The organism is Streptomyces sp. NPDC097617 (assembly GCF_044761485.1).
Taxonomy (GTDB): Bacteria; Actinomycetota; Actinomycetes; order Streptomycetales; family Streptomycetaceae; genus Streptomyces.
In genome coordinates this window covers 451,061-470,909 of record NZ_JBIWCL010000004.1, presented here as the reverse complement: position 1 = coordinate 470,909, position 19,849 = coordinate 451,061, and the positions used below count along the sequence as shown (strand labels likewise).

The 19,849-nt window shown below is 69.1% G+C and carries 11 protein-coding genes and 1 pseudogene; 3 read left to right on the top strand and 9 right to left on the bottom strand.

The genetic code is table 11. The features are described from left to right. Nucleotides 1-342 precede the first annotated feature (342 nt). From ACIQZO_RS10985 to ACIQZO_RS10960, 6 genes and pseudogenes are all read right to left on the bottom strand, one after another. A pseudogene (locus ACIQZO_RS10985) lies at nucleotides 343-1,580 on the bottom strand (M4 family metallopeptidase). A gap of 142 nt (nucleotides 1,581-1,722) precedes the next feature. Beyond that, nucleotides 1,723-2,796 (bottom strand): trypsin-like serine peptidase, encoded by a 1,074-nt coding sequence (locus tag ACIQZO_RS10980; RefSeq protein ID WP_403623340.1) that lies wholly within the window; start codon nucleotides 2,794-2,796, stop codon nucleotides 1,723-1,725. A 30-nt stretch (nucleotides 2,797-2,826) separates the two neighbouring features. After that, nucleotides 2,827-3,957 (bottom strand): trypsin-like peptidase domain-containing protein, encoded by a 1,131-nt coding sequence (locus ACIQZO_RS10975; RefSeq protein WP_403623337.1) that lies wholly within the window; start codon nucleotides 3,955-3,957, stop codon nucleotides 2,827-2,829. A gap of 6 nt (nucleotides 3,958-3,963) precedes the next feature. After that, nucleotides 3,964-7,938, bottom strand: coding sequence for an AAA family ATPase (locus ACIQZO_RS10970; protein WP_403623334.1), 3,975 nt, complete (start codon nucleotides 7,936-7,938; stop codon nucleotides 3,964-3,966). 201 nt (nucleotides 7,939-8,139) lie between these two features. After that, the gene (locus ACIQZO_RS10965; RefSeq protein WP_403623331.1) at nucleotides 8,140-9,087 is read right to left on the bottom strand and encodes a hypothetical protein; all 948 of its coding nucleotides are present in this window, start codon (nucleotides 9,085-9,087) and stop codon (nucleotides 8,140-8,142) included. Between the two features lies 1 nt (nucleotide 9,088). Continuing rightward, nucleotides 9,089-9,979, bottom strand: a complete 891-nt coding sequence (locus ACIQZO_RS10960; protein ID WP_403623328.1) for a DNA/RNA non-specific endonuclease — start codon at nucleotides 9,977-9,979, stop codon at nucleotides 9,089-9,091. 178 nt (nucleotides 9,980-10,157) lie between these two features. On the opposite strand from ACIQZO_RS10960, the gene ACIQZO_RS10955 reads away from it, so the two are divergent. Beyond that, a complete protein-coding gene (locus tag ACIQZO_RS10955; RefSeq protein ID WP_403623324.1) occupies nucleotides 10,158-11,012 on the top strand; it encodes a caspase family protein in 855 nt (284 codons plus the stop codon). Nucleotides 11,013-11,024: 12 nt separating this feature from the next. Here ACIQZO_RS10955 and ACIQZO_RS10950 read toward each other — a convergent pair whose 3' ends face one another. Next, nucleotides 11,025-13,886, bottom strand: a complete 2,862-nt coding sequence (locus ACIQZO_RS10950) for a peroxidase family protein (RefSeq protein WP_403623321.1) — start codon at nucleotides 13,884-13,886, stop codon at nucleotides 11,025-11,027. A 525-nt stretch (nucleotides 13,887-14,411) separates the two neighbouring features. Here ACIQZO_RS10950 and ACIQZO_RS10945 point away from each other — a divergent pair. Continuing rightward, nucleotides 14,412-16,118, top strand: coding sequence for a thiamine pyrophosphate-binding protein (locus ACIQZO_RS10945; RefSeq protein WP_403623318.1), 1,707 nt, complete (start codon nucleotides 14,412-14,414; stop codon nucleotides 16,116-16,118). 117 nt (nucleotides 16,119-16,235) lie between these two features. Then, nucleotides 16,236-17,630: a hypothetical protein gene (locus ACIQZO_RS10940; protein WP_403623315.1), complete on the top strand. Its 1,395-nt coding sequence runs from the start codon at nucleotides 16,236-16,238 to the stop codon at nucleotides 17,628-17,630. 667 nt (nucleotides 17,631-18,297) lie between these two features. Here ACIQZO_RS10940 and ACIQZO_RS10935 read toward each other — a convergent pair. Together ACIQZO_RS10935 and ACIQZO_RS10930 are read right to left on the bottom strand one after the other, a co-directional pair. Beyond that, nucleotides 18,298-19,158: a DUF5995 family protein gene (locus tag ACIQZO_RS10935; protein ID WP_403623312.1), complete on the bottom strand. Its 861-nt coding sequence runs from the start codon at nucleotides 19,156-19,158 to the stop codon at nucleotides 18,298-18,300. Further along, nucleotides 19,155-19,721: a hypothetical protein gene (locus tag ACIQZO_RS10930; protein WP_403623309.1), complete on the bottom strand. Its 567-nt coding sequence runs from the start codon at nucleotides 19,719-19,721 to the stop codon at nucleotides 19,155-19,157. The genes ACIQZO_RS10935 and ACIQZO_RS10930 overlap by 4 nt, the downstream gene beginning before the upstream one ends. Nucleotides 19,722-19,849 lie beyond the last annotated feature (128 nt).

Here is a 19,849-nt window from a genome sequence, read left to right as displayed (position 1 = left end):
TCCAACTCCACCTCCTCGACCTCCTCGACACCGACATCACACAAACCCGCTGGCCACAGATCTGAAACGGTCACCCGCGAAGTACGGGTCTAGCAGCGGAAGCACCCCGACCCCGCAGGGCCGACCGGACGCCGCAGCCGGCATCACGCGGACAGCAGTCGTCATAGGAGCGCGGTCGGGCCGTGCTCCTGCTCGGTGAGCTCCTCGCCCCCGCCGCCCCCGTCACCGCCGTCATCGTCCTCGCCTGCATCGTGGTCACCCAGCGGGCCAGAGTGTCATGACGCACGACCGCGGTCTCGTCCACGGCGTCTTCTGCAGCGGGTGGACGCCGTACGGGAAATGTCAGGGCCGCGGGCGCGACAGACCGGAGCCATTGCCGGTCAGCGCCTCCACATCCTTGGCCAGCCTTGTCATTTTGGCGTTCAGTTCCCCGATTTGCCTGGTCAGGGCTGCCAGGTCGTCCTGCCGGCCCGCACCACCGTGCCCGTTGGACGCGACGCTCCGTGCCCGGACGAGTCCGGTCGGGACGCCTCGGATGGGGACTTCCACCTCCTGCCACGCCGCCAGCACGGCCGACTGTTCTGCGCTTCCGACGCCGAACAGTTCCCCGGCCTTCTGGAACGTGGTGTGGGCGAAATCCTGGAACTGGGCCTCGACGTCGGATACTTTGAGCGATTCGTACCAGATGAGCCCGGCAGCCTCCCATGCAAATCCGCCGATGCCCACAGCCGCCAAGAAGAACGCCTTGTTCGGAATGCCGGAGTTGACGTGCACTCCGCCGTTATCGCCTTCCTCGCTGTCGGGCAGGTGAATGAACTTGCTCATACGGTCGGGCTGGGGGTCCCTGCCGAACAGCGCATTGTTGTACGCGTGACCCGGAGCCTTCATCGATCGCAGGGCGTCGGCATCGATTCTCGGGGTCCACACATCAGCCCCGATCAGCCAGTCCGCCTCTTCGGCCGACTGCTTGAGCGACCACTGCTTGACCAGCGACCCGAAGACATCCGAGATCGACTCGTTCAGGGCCCCGGACTGATTGTGGTACTCGAATCCCGAGGTGTGCTCGGTTACTCCGTGCGTCAACTCGTGGGCGATCACGTCGAGGGATCCGGTGAGGTTGGCGAACTGCTTTCCGTCTCCGTCACCGAAGACCATCTGCCGCCCGTCCCAGAACGCGTTGTTGAACTTCGTGCCGAAGTGAACGTACCCGTCCAGGCGCGCATCCCCCGGCCGTCGATCGAATTGCGCTGGAACACTTCCCTGTAGAAATCGCGCGTCAGACCGAGTCCGTCGAACGCCCGGTTGACGGACTCGTCCACGGACTCCGGTCCGTCTTCCGGCCTGGACAGGACGGCGACGGGGAGGGAACTCCCCTGCTCGCAGTCGAAGACTGTACGCCGACCGTTGCCGGGGGCGGCCGCACCGGTGAAGGACGCCCGGACCGCTCGCTCACCCCGCAGGCGGGCAGTGGTCAGCATGGTGTCCAAGGCGGCTTGGCGCACCTCACTGTCCTCGCTCTCCAGGAGCTTCTTGAGAAGGTACGGGGGGATGATGCAGTTGAGTCGTGAGGTCCTGCTCATGGGGCACCTCCTGAATAGTGGAACCAACGGTTGAGCCGGCGTAGCGATGATGCGACTGGGGGCCCGGAGGGGCCTCTGGCCGGGCCTTTCGGTACAGGCTCCGCAGGCCCGGCCGTGGCGGGCGGGTCGGAATCGAGACGCCCTACACCCAGTTGACTTCCGCACGCTTCAGCAATGGGTCGTCCGTCAGCCGGAACAGCGGCACGGCGAAGTTGCCCGACCTGAACCGGCCGCCGAAGTGCAGGCCGAGCACCCGGTGGTCGGCCAGGTCGAAGACCGGGGATCCGCTGTTGCCGCCGAGCGTGGAGCAGTCGTGCGTCATCGTGAACCCGGGCCCGTCCGGGACCAGCGCCGTCGCCGTGCCCGGCTGGAGCCGCTTCACGTTGTAGATGTCCATGAAGATGCGTCTCATGGCCTCCGGCTCGTTGCGGCGGCCGTCCGCCGCGGGATAGCCGACCACGTACACGGGCCGGCCCGGCAGGTCCGGCGGAGCGTCGGCCGCGACCGGCAGCGGCGCCGGCAGCGGCCCGCCGCCGCCGGCCCGCGGGGACACTCTGAGCAGTGCCATGTCGACGTCCCGGTGGATGCCGATGATCTCGGTGACCTCGAACTCGAACGATCCGTCGGTGGCGGCCGCGCCGAGTTCCTCAGCGGTATCGATGCGCGCGCCCATGCCCTGGCGGAAGGTGAACCCGCCGTCGCCGTCCGCCCGGCTGAACTCGGCAGCGACGTGGCGGTTGGTCATCACGGCGAACGGCGAGACCAGGAAGCCCGTGCCCAGCCAGTCCAGTTCCGCGTGCCCGGAGACCTCCACCCGGCCGACCCGCTCGATCGACTTTCGGATGCCCGGCCGCTGTCCGTCCAGCAGGGCCCAGTCGCCCGGCTGCGAGACGAAGTCCTGGCCCTGGACCAGGATCGCCGGGCGGCCTTCGAGCAGGACGATCGCCTCCACCCCGAAGTACTCGTCCTCGTCGACATCGCCGGTGCGGCCCGCGGCAAGCTTCTCCAGCCCGCGCACCCCGGCCTCCAGCACCCTCGCCCGCTCCTCCCGGGCGGCGCGGCCGATCTGCGCGGACGCCTCCTCCTCGCCCGGAAGGTCCTCGGCGGACTCGAGGATCTCCGCGTCCAGCCCCTTGCGCACGCGTGCGGCCACCTCCAGCAGGTCCTCCTGGAAGACCTGCTCGGGCCCGGTCGCCACCGGTGATCCAGCGCGCATCTCAAACCTCCCGTGGTCGTGGCCGTGGCGTCAGCGTGACTGGGCCGCAGCGATCTCGTCGTGGATGTGCGGGCTGTGCTCCCGCAGGTGCCGCATGATGGCGCTCAGTTGAGTTCCGACGTTCACGAACGCCGTGCTCTTGCCCTGAAAACTGACGTCCGATACGCGGCGCGTGCCTCGGTGCAGGGCAACCACCGTCCAGTCGTCGGTCAGCACCGGCGAGCCGGAGGAGCCGCCCCGGGTGTCGGTGAAGTAGCGCACGTCGCGGTCGTCGGCTTCGAAGGCGAGGTTGTTGCGCAGCGCGATTCGCTTCGGATCCCCACCCGGGTGCTGAATGATGTTGAGCGCCACCGGCATGTCCTTGGCCACGGCCAGCGGAGCGGTGGCGACGCGAAGGAAGGGCCTGACCGGCGCGCCGGTCAGGCGCAGCACGGCAAAGTCGAGCTCTTCGTCCCAGGCCACGAGTTCGCTCGCCCGCTCCTCCTCGACGTCCGCGTCGTCCTCGCTCAGGTAGTCGAACCGGGAGCGTGATCCCTGGGCCTGGAGCTGCAGGTCCACCGGGTCCACCACCTGCTGCTGGCCGTCGGTGCGCTTGCGGGCGTTGACCACGTGGTGATTGGTGACGAGCAGGTCGCCGGTGATGAGCCAGCCCGTGCCGTTGTGGGGCAGCGCCACCGGCTGGAGCAGGGCCCCTCCCTGGTACGGCAGCACCTTGATACGGGCGACCGAGGACCCCGCCAGCGCTCCGCCGCTCAGGAAGCCGAAGGGCACCGTGTCGTCCTGGAAGACGATCTCTTCCTTGGTCTCCCCGGTGGGGACGTCGAGTGCCACGTCGGGCTCGCCGGCCGCGTCGCGCGCCACTCGGTCCAGTGCCTTGAGGACCACGTCGCGGGCGGCGGCGTCGGTGAGCTGGTCGGCGGCGTTCCGGAGCCAGATGGCCAGCGGCACGGTGCCGTCGATCAGCCGCTCCACCCGGTTCATCTCGTTGAGGTCCGAGTGGATCTGCTGGCCGGGCGCGGCGAGGACCGGCAGCGAGCCGCGGTACTTCGGGAGGATGCCCGCGAACAGCAGATTCCGCCGTGCCGGGTCCGAGAGTTCTGTCTCCACCGCTGTGTCCCGCAGCAGGACGACGTCGTCCTGGGAGAGATACGCGTCGCTCATGGTCGATCAGGCCGCTCTGTGGCCGTTCCCTTCGGCTGTGCCCTCTGCTGAGGGGTTCGCCTCGCCCGGCTCCGACGCGACCGGCCGCGGGCCTGTCGGTACGTCCCGGCCGGGGGCGACGGCACCGGCGCCCATCACTGCCGCCACGCCCGCGACGAGCTCGCCGCTCCGGTCGTCGAGAGACAGGAGGCGCCTGGCGAGCAGGTCGAGCGTCCCGAGCCGGCGCGCCCTGCGCAGCATGCCCTGCACTCCCTGGTGGGTGGCCCCGGCCGGCCTCCGGTCGGGCGGGCCGGCGGAGTCCTGCAGCAGGCGGCACAGCGAGGCCCGCAGCTCGGGCCGCACGGCCACCACACGGGCGATCGCTTCGCCGAGTACGTCCAGGACCCCGTCCTCGGTCTCGGGCAGGCCCAGGACGTCCAACGCGTGCTCCAGGATCCCCGGGTGGTCGCGTGAGACCTCGGCGACCGCGGCACGCACCAGGGCGGGCTGCCGCACGAGCTCCGCGTCGGGCAGCCGCCACAGTCGTTCGGCGAGCCTGCTCTCGACCTCCTGATCGTGTTCCTCGGCGCCCGACGCCAGCTGTGCACGGGTCAGCAGGGCGCCCAGCGCCTCGAAGTCCTTGCCCAGGCCCGTGGCGGTCTCCTCGGCCTCGGCGAGGTCGTCGAAGGCCTCGGTGAGGTCGCCGTCCGCCTCGGCCAGCCGCGCCGAGAGGAGCAGCAGCTCCAGCTGCAGTCCGGGGAAGCCGTCCTCCTCGGCGCGGGCCACGGCCGCGTCGGCGGCTGCCCGGGCTTCGGTACGACGGCCCAGCCGGTCCAGGGTCTCGACCCACAGCGGGTGCAACGGGCTGCCCGAGGTCCACGGGCGCCGCTCCTCGAGCCGGGCCGTGGCCGCGTCGGTGTACCCCTGCGACAGCAGGTCCTCCACCTCGCGGGCGGCGATGCGCTCCCAGTCCTCCTGGTCCGCCCTCGCCATCACCTCGTCGGGGGTGTGGCCGCCGACGCGCCCGGCGAGGTACGCGGCGGACCGTCCCGCCATGTCCTGGTCGGCCCCGACGAGGAACCGCTCGACACCGGGCAGCCAGCGCAGCTCCACCTCGCGCGGGTTCTCGTTCAACCGCAGCCGGTGGTAGATCTCCTCCGCCCGCGGCTCCAGACCTTGGCGTGCCGCGTAGTACGCGACGGCCCGCTGCCCGACCGCCCGCATCACGTCCGGACGGGCGCGGTCGGCCAGCCGCAGCATGATGGCCCGCAGATCGGCCCGATGCCGCACGCTCCCCGGTCCTGCGGATTCCACCTGGTAGAGCCGGGAGTACAGCCCGAAGAGGCGCTCCGCCTCCGGGTCGGAGTCCACCGTCAGTCCGCACGGCTCGGCGAGGACTTCCCGGATCAGTCCGGGGGTGATGGTCCGCAGCGCCATTCCGGCCTGCGCCAGGGCGCGCACGTCCTCCTCCCCGATGCGGCTCAGGATCCGCTCGTACAGGATCCCCTGGACGAGCATCTGGTCGACCCTGTGGAAGAAGTGCCGGCGACGCCGGGGCAGGCTCTCGATCAGTTCGCTCAGCGACTCGGCCCGGTCGCCCTCCTGGCCGACTGCCCGCGCCGCCAGTCTCAGACTCAAGGGATTCCCGCCCACGCGGTCGGCGAGCTTCTCGGCGAGCCGTTCGTCGGTCACCCCGCAGGAGGCCAGCAGGGCCGTGGCGGCTTCCGGGTCGAGGTCGGTCAGTTCGATGGTCAGGGGCTCCACCAGCCGGGCCGGATGCTGCTTCAGCAGCCGCCCGGCGACGACGGTCCGCAGCCGCGGGTGCACCTTCTGGAGTGCCGACCAGATACCCCACATGCGGCCGAGCTCCGGGGAGCCGCGGTACTGGGCCTCCTCGAAGGAGTCGATCACGAGCACGAGGGGTGGCTGTTGCGCCGCGGGTACGCCCACCGCCTGGACGACGAGCGTCGCGAGCTGGGCCGCCAGCATGCCCTCGCGCGCGGCGGACAGGGCGTGCACGCCCGACTGGGAGAGTCGCGCCATCGTCGCCCGGGTGGTGGCGAGTTCGTAGAGCTCATCGACCGTTTCCTCTTCGGCCCGGTGGAGGCCCACGGTCTCCTCGCACGCACGCGCCAGGGCGTCGAAATCGGCGTGGTGGTCCGGGAACTGGACGCGGAGCTGCCGAGCCATCTCCGCGATCAGGGTGGCCGGTTCGTGGACGGAGAGGGTGGGCCGTGCGAAGTCGACGTAGGCGAAGGGGAACGGGGTCGGGAAGTCGCGCAGGCTGTCCCGGAGGAACGTCGTGAGCAGAGTGCTCTTGCCCATGCCGCTCAGCCCGTGGACCAGCACCGGCCGCTTCGTGCCACTGCCGACCGCCCGGGTGAACTCGTCCTGCAACGGCGTGGGCAGTCCGATGTAGGCGCGCAGCCGGGAGAGTTCCTGGGCGCGCCCAGGGAAGGAGCTGCGTGCGAGTCGTTCGATGGGCTGCATCAGCCGCGCCCGGTCCAGTAGCTGCTGCACCTCTCCACTCGGGGGGATGCCGGTGATGCCCGGGATCTGCGCGAGCCACAACACTGCCTGCAGCGTGTGCGGCAGGTCGTCCAGGTTCTGGTGCACGAGGTCCGGGGGCGTGCCGTCGAGGTAGGCCAACGCGATGTGTTCCGGGCCCGGGCCGGGAGGGAACTGCTCCAGGTTGGCCAGCAGGGCGAGGCGGGCCGCTGCCGGACCGGCGAAGCCGCGCAGCGCCGTGTCGCGAGCCCCCGGCTTGAGCGCCCAGGTGAAGGTGTTGCGCTTGCCGACGGCCCGGCAGTCCCGCAGCAGCTCCACGCCGGCCGCCCCGGAGGGCTTGTTCTCGCCGGGCAGCTTCAGCCGCGCCGGGGCGAACCGGCTCAGCAGGGACGCCGCTTCGCGGTAGGCCTTGTGCAGGTCGGACAGGTCTGCGGGGCCGGGGACAGCCACCGCGGCGAGCAGCCGCTCGCTCAGGCACGCGCCGAAGTCCTCGCCGGGTGCGAGCCCACCGTAGAGGCGGACCGACTCCGCCGCCGCCGTGCAGACCCTGCGCATGTAGCTGTCCGGCCCGGAGACCTCACCCGCCTGGAGGACGGCGGGGACGGTCGTCTCCACGAGGCTGGAGATCCGCTTCGTGTCCGGTAGCTTCGAGGACTCCGTGAAGAACTGCCGGAAGAACTCCCGCAGATCTTCGGGGCCGAACATCCGGGCGGTGTCCCGGACCTCGTTCTTGCGTATCTCGTACGGGAGCTGGCGCATCGTCGGCGAGTACCCGAGCAGTACCAGCCGGGGCGGTACGTCCGGCGGCTCCGGCCTCTGGTTGTAGATGGTCAGGGCCAGCTTTCCGATGCAGTCCCAGACATCTGAATTGACGTCGAGCTTGTCGCAGTCGTCCAGCACCAGCCAGTACGGCCTGCACGCCGTCGTGGCCTGCCTGACGACGCGGTGCACCGCCGCATCGATCTCAGGTAGTGGATCGTTCAATTGTGTCGAGTTCAACGGCGAGAGGGCCGTGTCCGAGAGAGCCGGTGCAGCCGGGTTCGGGTCCGCGACGGACTCGGTGAGCCGCTGGACGACCTGCTCGGCGGTCGAGGTCCGGTTCAGCGTCACCCGCACCGGGCGGAAATTGCAGTGCTCGCCTATGTGCCGGATCAGTTTGTAGCTGTAGGAGCGCCCGCTGTCCGGCTCTCCGTCCACCACCAGAACGGTCTTGTCGGGATTCTCGAAGAACTCGCGTAGCCGCTTCCTGAAGTCCGCCCGGTCGATGAACATGTCAGCGCCATCGCTGATCACGCTGCTGAGGAAGAAGTCCTGGGGCGAAATGTGCAGCCTCACTGCCTCCTCCAGCTCGCGCTTGAGGCGCATGGCTTCATTTCCGACCGGTAGGGAGGTCAGCGAGTCCTCCACCGCGAGCATGCTGAGCAGCAGGAGTTGGTTTTCGATGCCACTGTTCCGCACCGCCTCGACCAGGGCGATCGAATTGTCGCTGCTCACGTAATTGAATGGGATTCTGCTCACGAACTCGGGTGAGAATCCGTGCCCGACCAGCTTGGGTCGTGGTTCGCCGGTATTGAAGATGTGGTCTCGCACCATCTCGGTGACGAGTCCCCATTCGGTATCCTTGGGAGACATACCGCACCTGCACAGGCCGCCGAAGCGGCGTGGAAGACGGACTGCCTGATACCTGTAATGGTTTCACTCGACCCGGTCCGTCGCAACGCGGTCGAACAGCGCGCCGACCTCCCTTTGGACGGGCGCGCTCCGCAGGTACTGGGCGACGCCGTGATGGTTGTCGCTGTCGTTCGTGACCAGATGGTCCGTGACGAGGCCGGGCGGTCCGTACTCGGGCCGCAGCCAGTGGTCGAGGGGCACCAGGTCCCGCAGGTCGGAGACATTGCACCAGGCCGCCACACCCGCCGGGACCGCTGTCGGGAGCGCGAGCAGGTCCTGGACCTCGGTGATGCCGAGAGGAGATCCCGCGCTGACGAGCAGGCTGACGTCCCGTCGCTCCTCGCGGAGCACCTCGTAGGCGATGACCGTGCCGAGGCTGTGCCCCAGCACGACGAGCGGCCCGCCGCGAACCTCGGCCAGCTCGCCGCGGACCGCCTCGCGCATCGCCTCGCCGACCCCGCCGAAGAAGTACGCGTAGACGTCCTCGAAGGTGGCCTTCACGAGCAGCTCGAAGAGGGGCGCGCGCAGGAACCGGGGGAGAGGCAGCGCCCTGGCGAGGTCCGATGAGGCCGGTTCGGGCACCGCGTCCTCGGCCCGGCCGAGGGTCTCCGCCGAGTACGTCATCTTCGCCAGCCAGTTCGCCAGTTTCTCGTCCCCGGCCCGCGCCGACGGTCTCCCGAGCCCGGGGGCCGCCTTCCGGCGCGCCTCGCGGAGCGTGTGCTCGATGAACTCCTCCGGGGTCCGTGGCAGCCGTCCGTCCGGGAGCTCCCGGACGGACGGCAGTCCGCCGGACAGCGGGTCGGGCCCGTCGTCGGGCAAGGGGGTGCCGTACCGGACCGGCGCCCAATAGGCCATCCGCGACGCCGCGCCCATGTCCGTGCCGAACAGCGCCTTGTCCCACTGGGACTTGAGCAGTTCCTTGCGGACCTTGTTCCCGTTGCCGTGGATGTAGACGACGGTGGCGTCGTCCACCTCAGCTGCCCAGGACCACGTCTTCGAAGCTCTCGAGACGTTTCCAGCGGTCCGCGGGTGCGCGGGTGACGGGCATGAGGTCGGCGGCCGGCAGCGGCCCGAAGCCGAGGCCGGTGAGCTCGACGATGTCGGTGACCGGCACCTGGAACGTGCGGAACGGGCCGAGCGGCGGCGGAGCGCCGGGGCCGGCCCCCGCCATCGCCCGCTCGCGCTCCCGGCTGAGGTCCGGGCTCTGGTCGAGGACGTACCCGGTCGAGGCCAGTCGGCCGTTCTGGACGAAGGCGGCCACCTTCCAGAACCGCAGCGGCACCTGGATGCCCCGGTAGGGCGGGTCGGATTCGTGCAGGACGGGACCGGTGAAGACGGACAGCTTGCGGTCGAACCGGGCCGCGTGGTCCAGCAGATGGTTCTCCAGCCCCTGCCACAGCTCTTTGCCCTGGTTGAAGACGTCCTGCTGTGGTGCCGCGTTGGTGAAGTGGAAGGTGTCCGCGTTCGCGCGGTGGGCCTCGCCCGTGGCACCCCAGACCGGGTCCAGGCGCCGGACCAGGTGTCCCCGGTCGAGGGAGTTGTCGCGGTAGATGTCGTTGCCGGCCTGCTGGGCCTCCGGTACGCGGGGGTCGAACACCCATGCGTCGTCACGGGGCACGTCCTCCATGATCAGCTCGCCGTCGATACAGACGGCGGTGGAGGCGGCCAACCTGCGATCGGGGCGCAGGACGACGGTGAAGTGGGTGTATGGCAGGACCACGGTTTCGATCCCGGCCGCGGTCGGGAGGGGGAGCGGGATGGCGGCGCCGAGGAAGGACTCGTCGTAGCCGGTGCGATCGGCGAGAGAGTCCTGCGGCGCTTTGGCGCCCGCAGCCCGGTCCGGCGGTGTGTCGATTGCGTTCATATCATAGCAATACCGTGCGTAAGTGATCGTTTACGGTCCGCTGTCACGGCTCACCCGAACAGCGGCTCCCCTCGGCAGGCCCGATCGGGCGGCGTCCCTCACGCCCCGGTTCAGGCGGCGTCCGCCGCGGAACCCATGCTGTCGACCCCGCTTGCCTGCCACGCCCCGAGGAGTACCCGTGCCCACTGGCCTGTCCATCCACGTCGGTCTCAACAACGTCGATCCCGCCGCGTACGACGGCTGGGACGGCAAGCTCCTGGCCTGCGAGAACGACGCCGGCGACATGGCGGCGGTGGCCCGCGCCGGCGGGTTCGGCGACACCGTGATCCTGACGGACGACTGCACGGCGCAGAACATCACCGGGGAACTGCGCAAGGCGGCCGGACGGCTCAAGAGCGGGGACATCCTGCTCTTCACCTACTCGGGCCACGGCGGCCAGATGGACAACGTCGTCGGATCGGACGACGAGCCCGACCGGCTGGACGAGACGCTGGTGTTCTTCGACCGCCAATTCATCGACGACGAGTTGTACCGGGAGTTCCGGCGGTTCGAGGAGGGGGTCAGGATCTTCGCCCTGCTGGACTGCTGTCACAGCGGCAGCGCCATCGAGTCCCTCCAGGGGCTGCTCACCCCGGAGGCGCTGCAGTCGCAGTTCCAGACCCGTGACCCGGGGCAGGTGGAGGCGGCGTCCCGACTCATGCCGCTGCTCAAGCAGCAGCAGATCTTCACCCGGGACCGGGCGTTCTACGAGGGCCTCCAACGCGAACTCAAGGACGACGACGGCCGCCGCCCGGCGCCCGGCGCCGTGCTGATCGGCGCCTGCCAGGACAACCAGGTGGCGTCCGACGGAGACGTGAACGGACTGTTCACCGCGAACCTTCTCGAGGTGTGGGGGAAGGGCGCCTTCCAGGGCGACTACCGCACTTTCCACCGCGACATCCAAAAGCGCATGCCCGCCATCCAGAGCCCGAACTTCTACACGACGGGCAGCCCGGCGGATGGCTTCCTCGAGCAGAAGCCGTTCACGATCTGACACCGGCAGTCCTCAACCGCGACCGACTTGGCCCTTCTTCGCCGTAGCCGGGCGCCAGGGCGCGAACGCGGTGGCCTTGCGTGGGAGGAGGCCCGCCAACTCGGGGCAGTGCCGCAGCACCACGCCGGCCAGGCCATTGCGCTCGATCCAGTCGATGCCCAACGGGGTGTACACCTCGGGCCTGAAGTCGATCGTGAGGAAGCGATCGCTCTGCAAGCGGCGGGTCGCCATCAGGATGAAGATACGGAAGGCGGTGTCGCTGAAGCCGAAGCCCCGCGGCGGGTTCTCGGCGAAGAGACCCACCATGGTGTCGATCTGATCGACATCGCGGTAGACCTCTTTCAGGCGTGCGACCGTCTCCGCGTCGCAGGACACGTCCTCGAACCGCCGCACGCGTGGCTTGTGCAGACCGGCCCGGAAGTCGTTGTAGCGCGGCACGCCGCGGCGCCGGGAGCGTGTCAGGTCGACCACGGACAGGTCGATGATCTCCCCGTCCCGCTCGAACGCCCGCAGGGCGTGGGGATAGTTGTGCAGGGTGATCGCGCCGGGATGAGCGATACCGAGTGAGTACAGAGAATTGGCCAGACCGGTGGAGCGGATGAGCGCCTCCGCGGCGGGGCCCTGGACGTCGTTGAAGCCGAGGGTGTCCAGCCTCCCGCCGAGCCGGTGGTCCATGATCTCGAAGTCGTCGGGGAGCAGCGGGTGCATGCGGTAGACGGTGACGAAGTCCTCGGTGAGCGAGTACGGAGCGGCATGGTGGTCCGGCAGGGTCTCGGGGATGCCGGTCAGCGAATGCGCCTCGAAGAGCCACAGTCCCAATTGTTCGAGCCACTTCTTCGGAGGCCCCTGCCAGTTGGTCTTCAGGCCGATGTCGATCACTTCGGTGGCGAGGATCGCGGGGGTCCACTCCACAGTGTGGATCTTCGCGATGAGAGCCGAGACGATCAGGCGCGCCGTGTGGTAAACGCGGTCCTCGGTCAGCTTCGGGTACTCCTGCCGCAGCGCTTCGCACACGGCGTTGTGCTCGCGGGCAAAGAGGGTCTGCAAGGAGCTGAGGCCGTACCACCAGCTCTCCGCGAACCCGGTGAGCGGGAGGCCGTCCGGCCCGGCCGGCAGGTGGCCTTCCTCCAGGCGCAGCGCGGCACCGCCGCCCGGCTCGCGCAGCGACCTTCCGGTGTCCTCGTTGCCGCCGTAGATTTCGGAGCCGTCCCACCAGTGGGACGCCGCGTTGGCGAACAGCGTCGGCGGACCCTTGCCGTCGACACGGTGCAGCCCCTCGTTCTCGGCGAAGCGCATGACCCCCTCGGGACGTCCGCCCGGCGTGTTCTTCCACGTGAGACCGGGAGGGAGCGGCACCTCGACGCTCTTCGTGCCGGTGGGGTAGCGCTTGTGGTTGACCCAGTCGTGCACCTGGAACTGGATCCAGGCGGCGGCCAGGACGTTGAGGGAGCGTGCAGGGATGAAGACGTCGCGGTGCAGCAGCTCCCGACTGACCGTGACCGGGTTCGGTACGTCGAACAGCTCCGGCTGGTAGACGGGTGCGAGGTTGCGGCCGAAAGCGGACCCGACAGCGCCCATCCTCGGTGCGGACAGGTCGTTGCAGGTGCCGTCGTAGCTCCGCGCGAGCCGCATGTCTTCGACGATGGGATCGGGTACGGGCTGGGCTCGGGGCGGAGCCTCGCGGACCTCGGTGTCGATCAGGTTGTCCTGGCGCAGCTTATGCCGAAAGGCCAGGAGGTTCAGCAGGCCGAGGCTCGTGGGCAGCCGGTGCCAGGGGACGCATCGATTGAGGCCGCGGAAGGCGGCGCGCAACGGCACACCCAGTACGGCGTTGCGCCGGGGCTCGACGGAGGCGAACCGGAGGCCCAGGCGGTGGGCGCTGCTGGCTTCGTAGGCGACCTTGCGCGCACGGTTGAGGTTCCCGAGGGGCCGGAACTCCTCCGTTGTGTTCCACGGGTTGAAGGCGAGCTCGTCAACCCGTCCAGCTGCGGCGCGGGCCTCGGCAGCGCCGATGTCATGGCGCGGGATGGTCAGCGTCGCCACCCGCAGGAGAGGCGTGTCCTCCTCCTTCCACTCGGCCGCGCCGTCTTCGATGGGAGTCCGGCGGGCATCCACATAGCGCTGCACGTACAACTCGAAGACGACGTCTGTCTCCTTCAGCCGCCGTGCGAGTTCGTGCTGCAGGAAATCGGGGTCAGTGGCGGAGGGGGCGGGGGCCGGTGGAGCACCGTCCGCAGGGCTCAGCTGATAGCGCACCGGCCCGGCGTCACCCCACAGGATGGCGCCGCGGCTCCAGTACGTCTCCAGCGCCAGGCTGCGCACCGTGCGGCTCGTACCAGCACGTACGTTGCGCCGCATGCGCGCGGCCGTGGACCATCCCACCGCGAGCGGCAGGGTGACGAACAGCGCGAGGGCCTTGCGCGGTGTCGAGTCGGCGCCCGCCATGGCTTTCGCGAATTCGACGAACTCGCGGGCGTTGCGCGCATGCGAGACCGGATGGCTCGTCATCAGCAGGTCGTGCGCCTCATCGGCTCCTGCCGCGATGCGCAGGGCCGCTCCGCGCAGATCGGGGGAGTGGTCGGGCCGGCGGGCGCCGTTCGCATTGGAGAGCCGCACGGTGACGGGGTACCGGGCACCAGGTTGGGCGAAGCCGGTCCGCAGGTCGGGGGGCAGGTCGCGGGCGAAGGTCAGACGCGCGTTCTCCACACCCAGAACGGCCTTTGCGTGGAACGTACGCGCGAGGTCGGCGGCGCCACTGCGCTTCCTGGACTTGAGCTGGACCCGCATGAGCTCACGGGCGAGCCGCTCGAAGACGATTCGTTCCGCCTCCGGGTTGCCGCCCACGTAGTGCTCGTACTGCCTGATCTCGGCCATGTGTGCCTCTTCGCCTGGGCGCGCCCCGCTGTCCGGATGCGTTGCCGGCGGACGACGCGATGACGCTGCACGGCTGCCCGGGACTGGGTCCGCGGGCACCTGGGTTACACACGGCAACCCTGACCCAGAGGTGCGGCCGCGGCACGCGGAACAACGCAGACGGGTGGCGTCCGCTTCGAGCCCCGGCAGGGAACAGCAGGCACCAGTTCTGCGGGCGCCGTGAGCGGTGACGCCGGCCCTGCCACTCCTACGGACCACTGCACGTGCGGGAGCGGGATGTGACGAGTACTGGCAAACTGGTTCCGGAAGCCCGCACGGCAGAGGTGTCCGGCGCGTGCGAATGCTTCTTCCCGCCACAGCGGGCCACACCGACCACAGCTCCTCGCCCGAGGCGTCATTCCCGGCATCCGGGGACGCTCGAGGCGGCTCCGTCATGGGTGACTGTGCCGACACGGCCGCACCACGTGCCGCGTCGATACCGCACTCGCCGACAACAAATGCGGGGGAGCGGACGAGGGAACGGCGATGAGGGTTTACGAGGCCGTGGTCAAAGGCCTGGAAGACATCGGAGTACGGGCCGCTTTCGGCGGTGCCGGAGAGAACGCCGCCGGCCTGATGCTGGCGCTCAAGCACTCACAGCAGATCCGGCCGGTCATCACGCGCCATGAGCAGGCTGCGTCCTTCATGGCGTGCGGCCACGCGATGTACACGAACGAATTGGGATTCTGCTTCGCAACGGCCGGGCCGGGTGCGTTCAACCTGTTCTCCGGTCTGGCTGTGGCGATGTCCGACTCCTACCCCGTCCTGGCGGTCTCGGGATACGCCTCGAGGGCATGGCAGGGCTGGGGCTCCCTCAACGAAACCTCAGGCCTGAACCGGACGCCCGACTCCCGGGCCATGTTCGCCGCCACGACGAAGAGGTCGTTCCTGCTCACCGATGCCGCCGACACGTGTGATGTGCTCGAGGAGGCCGTCAACATCGCCTTCGAAGGAAGGCCCGGTCCGGTGCACATCCACGTGCCCGAGGACCTCACCCACCGCGGTGTCGAGGTGACGAACTTCCGGCACATCCGGCTCGACGTGGCCCCGGTCGTCCCGGATCCGGCCCGCGTGGAGGCGATCGCCTCGATGCTGGCCGACGCCCTCGCGCGGCGCAAGCGCATCGTGGCGCTCGTCGGGTTCGGCGCGATCCGCAGTGGAGCGGGAGCGGAGGTCCGGCGCTTCATCGAACGGTTCCAGATCCCCCTGCTCACCACACTGGACGGCAAGGGCATCGTCTCCGAGGGGCACCCGCTCTCGGTGGGCGTCTTCGCGGACAGCGGACACGCCAGCGCGTGGAAGGCGTTCCGCGAGGCCGATGTCGTGCTGTGCATCGGCAACTCCCTGAATCAGCACGCCACCTTCAACTACCGCGAAGACCTGTTCGAGAACAAAGTGCTCGTCCATGTGAACATTTCCGAGACCGAGTTCCGCAAGGCCTATCGGCCCGACTACGCGCTGCTCTCCGATGCCCGCCTCGGGATGGCCGCCCTCCACGAGGCACTCGACGGACGGGTCGGCGACGTCGCGGCGGTCGATGTCGACGGCCGCGACTACGAAGCCCGTCACATCACGCACCTGACCGGAAAGATTCACCCGGGTGAGCTGGCCCAGGCGATCGGCAGGATGCTGCCTCCAGGAGGTGTTCTGCTCGCCGATGCGGGAGCACATCTCGCCTGGCTGAGCTACTACGTCGAGCTGGAGGAGGGGCAGAACTTCCGCAAGGTCGGTTCCTTCGGGCCGATGGCCGGCCATGTCAACGGCGCCATCGGCATGAAGCTCGCACACCCGGAACGGACCGTCGTCGTCGGGTGCGGTGACGGGTGCTACTCGTTGTCCGGTTTCGAGCTGATGACCGCCGTCGAGAACGACATCCCCGTCATCTGGATCATCTTCGACGACCAGGAATTCAAGCTGATCAAACTGTTCCAGCTCGTCACCTACGGGGAGATGGGGCTCGTCGAGTTCCAGAACCCCGACTTCGCCGCGTACGCGCAGGCGTGCGGCGCCGAGGGCCACCGGGTCGAGACGCTGGAGGAGTTCGAGAAGGCGTTCCGTGAAGCGCTCGCCTCCGGCAGGCCCTCCCTCATCGACGCCCGGATCACGCGATGGGCCGTCCCCCACTACAGCCCCTCGCCCGACGGCGTCATCGCCGGCCTCGTCGAGACCATCGAGGCACGCCTGCGCGGCTGACCGTGTCAGTGCTCCTCCCCTCGGCGAGGCCCGCGCCCACAGCGAACGGCACGGTGCGGTGCGGGGCACCGAGGCCGGGGCAGACCGGCTCGTCCGGTCGCGCCGTGAAGGGACAGCATGATGAACGACCCGCTGAACACCCACAGCCGTGCTGGGTTCGCGGCCCTTGTGAACCGCCCGCTGCTCACGTCTATCTGGCGTCGCCGCACCCACCGGGTCAGCCGGGGCAGCTCGGTCGAGGCCGGTTCGATGAGCTGGGCCTCCACCGCTCCACGAGCCCCCCTCACCGAGCTCGAAGAGGCCATCCTGATCGCCATCACGGGGTGCTCCGGCCTCACCATGCCGGACCGCCCGTTCGCCGACCCTCGCGACGGCAAGCCCATCATGGCCAAGCCGAACCTCAACGTGGCCGGCCGTACGGCGGGCAGCCCCGACAACGCTCAGGGCACGCACTTCTTCCTGATCAACGACAGCGGCACCTACTTCCTGCGCAACCTGCCCCCTGCGTCCGACGGCGGGGCGGCGGCATTCGACGAAGGGACCCTCTGCTCGCGCGCCGCCGAGGCGAAGGTGCGGCTGCTCGACCACCGCATCGACGTACCGGAAGGGAAGCGGGACTTCCCCGCCTACCTCGACTCGAACCGGTTCCTGTCGAACCTCCCGGGCAGCACCCTCCTCTTCCCCGTGGTGGACCTGTCACGCCAGTACATCAACGGGCTGATGTACCTGCTGACCCAGCCCGAGGGTGCACGGCCGGCGATCGTCGACGACCGGAACCTCTACCGCCCGGCGGGCGTGCGCAAGTGGGTGAAGTCGGGGTTCCTGAACGAGGACATCAAGCTGCCCCTGGGCTTCATCTGGGCCATGAGGACGCAGATCGAGGCCGACCTGCTGCTCCAGAACCTCATGCTCACCGCCGACGCCATGGGTCTCGGAGCCTGGATCCACGCCTCGATCGCCCCGTCGATCATGCTGGGCGACCCGAAGTTCCGTCCCGCCTACGGTCCCATGCTCGGTTTCGACTGGACCACCCCGCGGTGGAGACCGGCGGACCTCCTGCGCTGGCAGGTGCCGCTCCCGCGCTACGCAGACCTGCGAGCGACCGCTGTCGGCCTGCGGCACAACGGTGAACACCTCATCAAGGCGATGTGTCCGCCCAACTACGGGACTATGGGCGAGGCGGTCGACGCCGTCGTGGCGGGTAAGTTCGGGCCGAAGGGCATCTACTCCGACGAGGGGCTGTTCGCGCGCATCTACCGGGGGGACTTCGGCAGCCGGTACCTGCACGAGGCAGACGACTACTCCGCGGACGTCATCGCGTGTACGCGGGACATCTGCACCTATATCTACGAGACTCACGGGCGGTTTCCCGCCCACTGCGACACGATCCACGTACCGGGCGTGTGGCTGCAGGCCCATCACCTCGAGAACGCCTACTACGAGCGGTACTTCCGCGACGGTCTGACCGAAGCCCACCGCACGCACGACGAGTACTGGCACGGGGAAGGGTGACAGGACCCTACGAAACGGATCCGTCCGGGACGGCGGTGACCGTCCCGGACAGCCCAGGGACCCAGGGAACGCCTCGCGGTGGGCCCCCTCGCGGCGCGGGGCCGTCAACCTCATCCGATCCGTGCGCACATGGCTTCGTCTCCAGATAGACAGCCCCGCCGGGGATGCCGGAATTCGTCTTCGCGGGCACGGCGCCGTGGTACCTGATCTTGCCCGAGTTGAACTTGACGACCGCGTAGACCTTGCCGCCGAGGGTGAAGCTGCCACCGCCGATCTTGAGATGGTCCCGGCACGACTGCTCCTCAGGGCGGTTCGCGGCGGTTCGGAACCATCAGTCCTACGGGCGCACATCTCAGTGGACCTGCGGAGATCGCCGGGTACGGAAAGAGCCGGTCAACGCGCAGCGGTTGCAGGCCTGGTTGACGAAGCCGCGGACGGGACCGGTCGGTGAGGGCCCGAGGAAGCATCGACTACGTCGCCGCACAAGGCGGCCCGGGATGCTCGTACGGCATCGTTGCGGCAAGAACTCGAGGGCCCTTGATGTCGGCGGCGTCCGCGCTCTGTTGCCTGGCGGAACGTCCGCACTCCCCGGGAGACAATGGTTCAAGGATATTCCGGACGGTGAATTGCGCCTGAAGCCACGTTACGGCGATGGGCGACGTCCGGGTCAGCCGAACAGTCCGCCCATCTCGATAAGCGTCCCCGGCGGCGGCCACTGCCGACGGGAGGGGATCAGTCCCCGCAGGAGCTGGAGGGAGCGACGGCGCTTCCAGTCGTCCGGTGAGCGGAACTCGGAGATGAACGCGGCCGTGGACCTGCTGATGGAGCCCATCGCCTCACCGCTCGCACCCGGATCCAGGAGCCTGTCGCAGTTGAACCAGGCCAGGCCCCGAGCGACCCGGATCCCGTAGCCGGTGAAGAGTTCGTCGTCGCGGATGAACAAGCGGTCCAGTGAGCTCAGCCGGGGGCAGTAGCGGGCGGCGATCTCGTCCTGGACCACGTCGACGGAGGAGGCCAGCAGGTCGTTCATGCGGTGGAAGTCGGCGATGCGATGGTGTACGTCCCCGCGCGCGGCCAGGACCCGCAGCGCCAGCGGCAGATCGTAGGACATGTGCGCCATCATCGAGAAGAGCAGCTCCTCCAGGACGTAGGAGTGCCGCACGGTCGAGGCGGCGTAGACGTCCCGCCAGGGTTGAGGGACGGTTTCCGGAAGATCTGCGGAGAGCACTTCCCCGCCGGGCCGGGCATCGGGGACGGGGCCCAGCCAGGTGTCGATGGCGTCCATCGCCGTGAAATAGCCCGCGGCGAGGGCGACGGACAGGTCGGCGACCCACTCGGGCGCCCTGAACGACAGACTGTTCGCGCGCAGGACGGCGGCGAGGTCGGAGGTGAGCCGGAAGTAGGTGTAGGCGAACACGGCGCGTGGGTCCCGCAGAGCGTCGTACCGCTCGACACGGGCGGCGAGCTCCCCGACGACCCCGGCGACCTTGTCGGCGGCAGCGGCACCGGCAGTCGGGTCCCCGGTCATGAGGCCCTGCGGGCGTTCTCCGTCGCCTTCGCCCAGTCACAGACGAGTTCCCCCGACAGGCTCTGCCGGTCAGTTCCCACCTGGTACGTCGCTGTCCACGGGCTTCCCAGCAGCGGCATGTGGTAGGTGGATCCCATACCGGAGGGCTCGATCTCCGCGGGGTAGGTGAACTTCCGCGTCAGGATGCCCGGCACGGGGCTGAACTGCTCGTTCGCCTCTACGGTGACGCCCCTGCCGTCAGGATCGAGCAGGTAGCGCTCCTTCAACAGGTACAGGGTCACACCGAACTTGGAGACCCTGACTACGTTATCGGCCACGCCGAAGGCGCCCGCGGACGGGGTGGCCACGATCGTCGACTCCAGCCGGGACGCACCGGTCAGCCGCTGGGTGAGGGCCATCGCGACGACGAGCGCCCGGTTCCGCAGCCCGGTGCGGGCGTTCCGGAGGCGGCGCCACGAGGTGACCCGGAAGGTGAACTCCCCCTGCCAATTTCCGGCCCCTACATCGAAGTAGTAGATGTGACTGGGGGCGGCTGAGCGGGACGGCGCACTGTTGTTCGTCACTCTGTGTAGGGTAGCGTCGATTGCGCGCACCGAACGTGAGTGGCAGGCGTGTCTCTCCTCCGGCCGTGTGGGTCCCTCGGACGGCCGGACGCAGGACGCAGGAGCCCGGGCGGGGCCGACCGACGAGA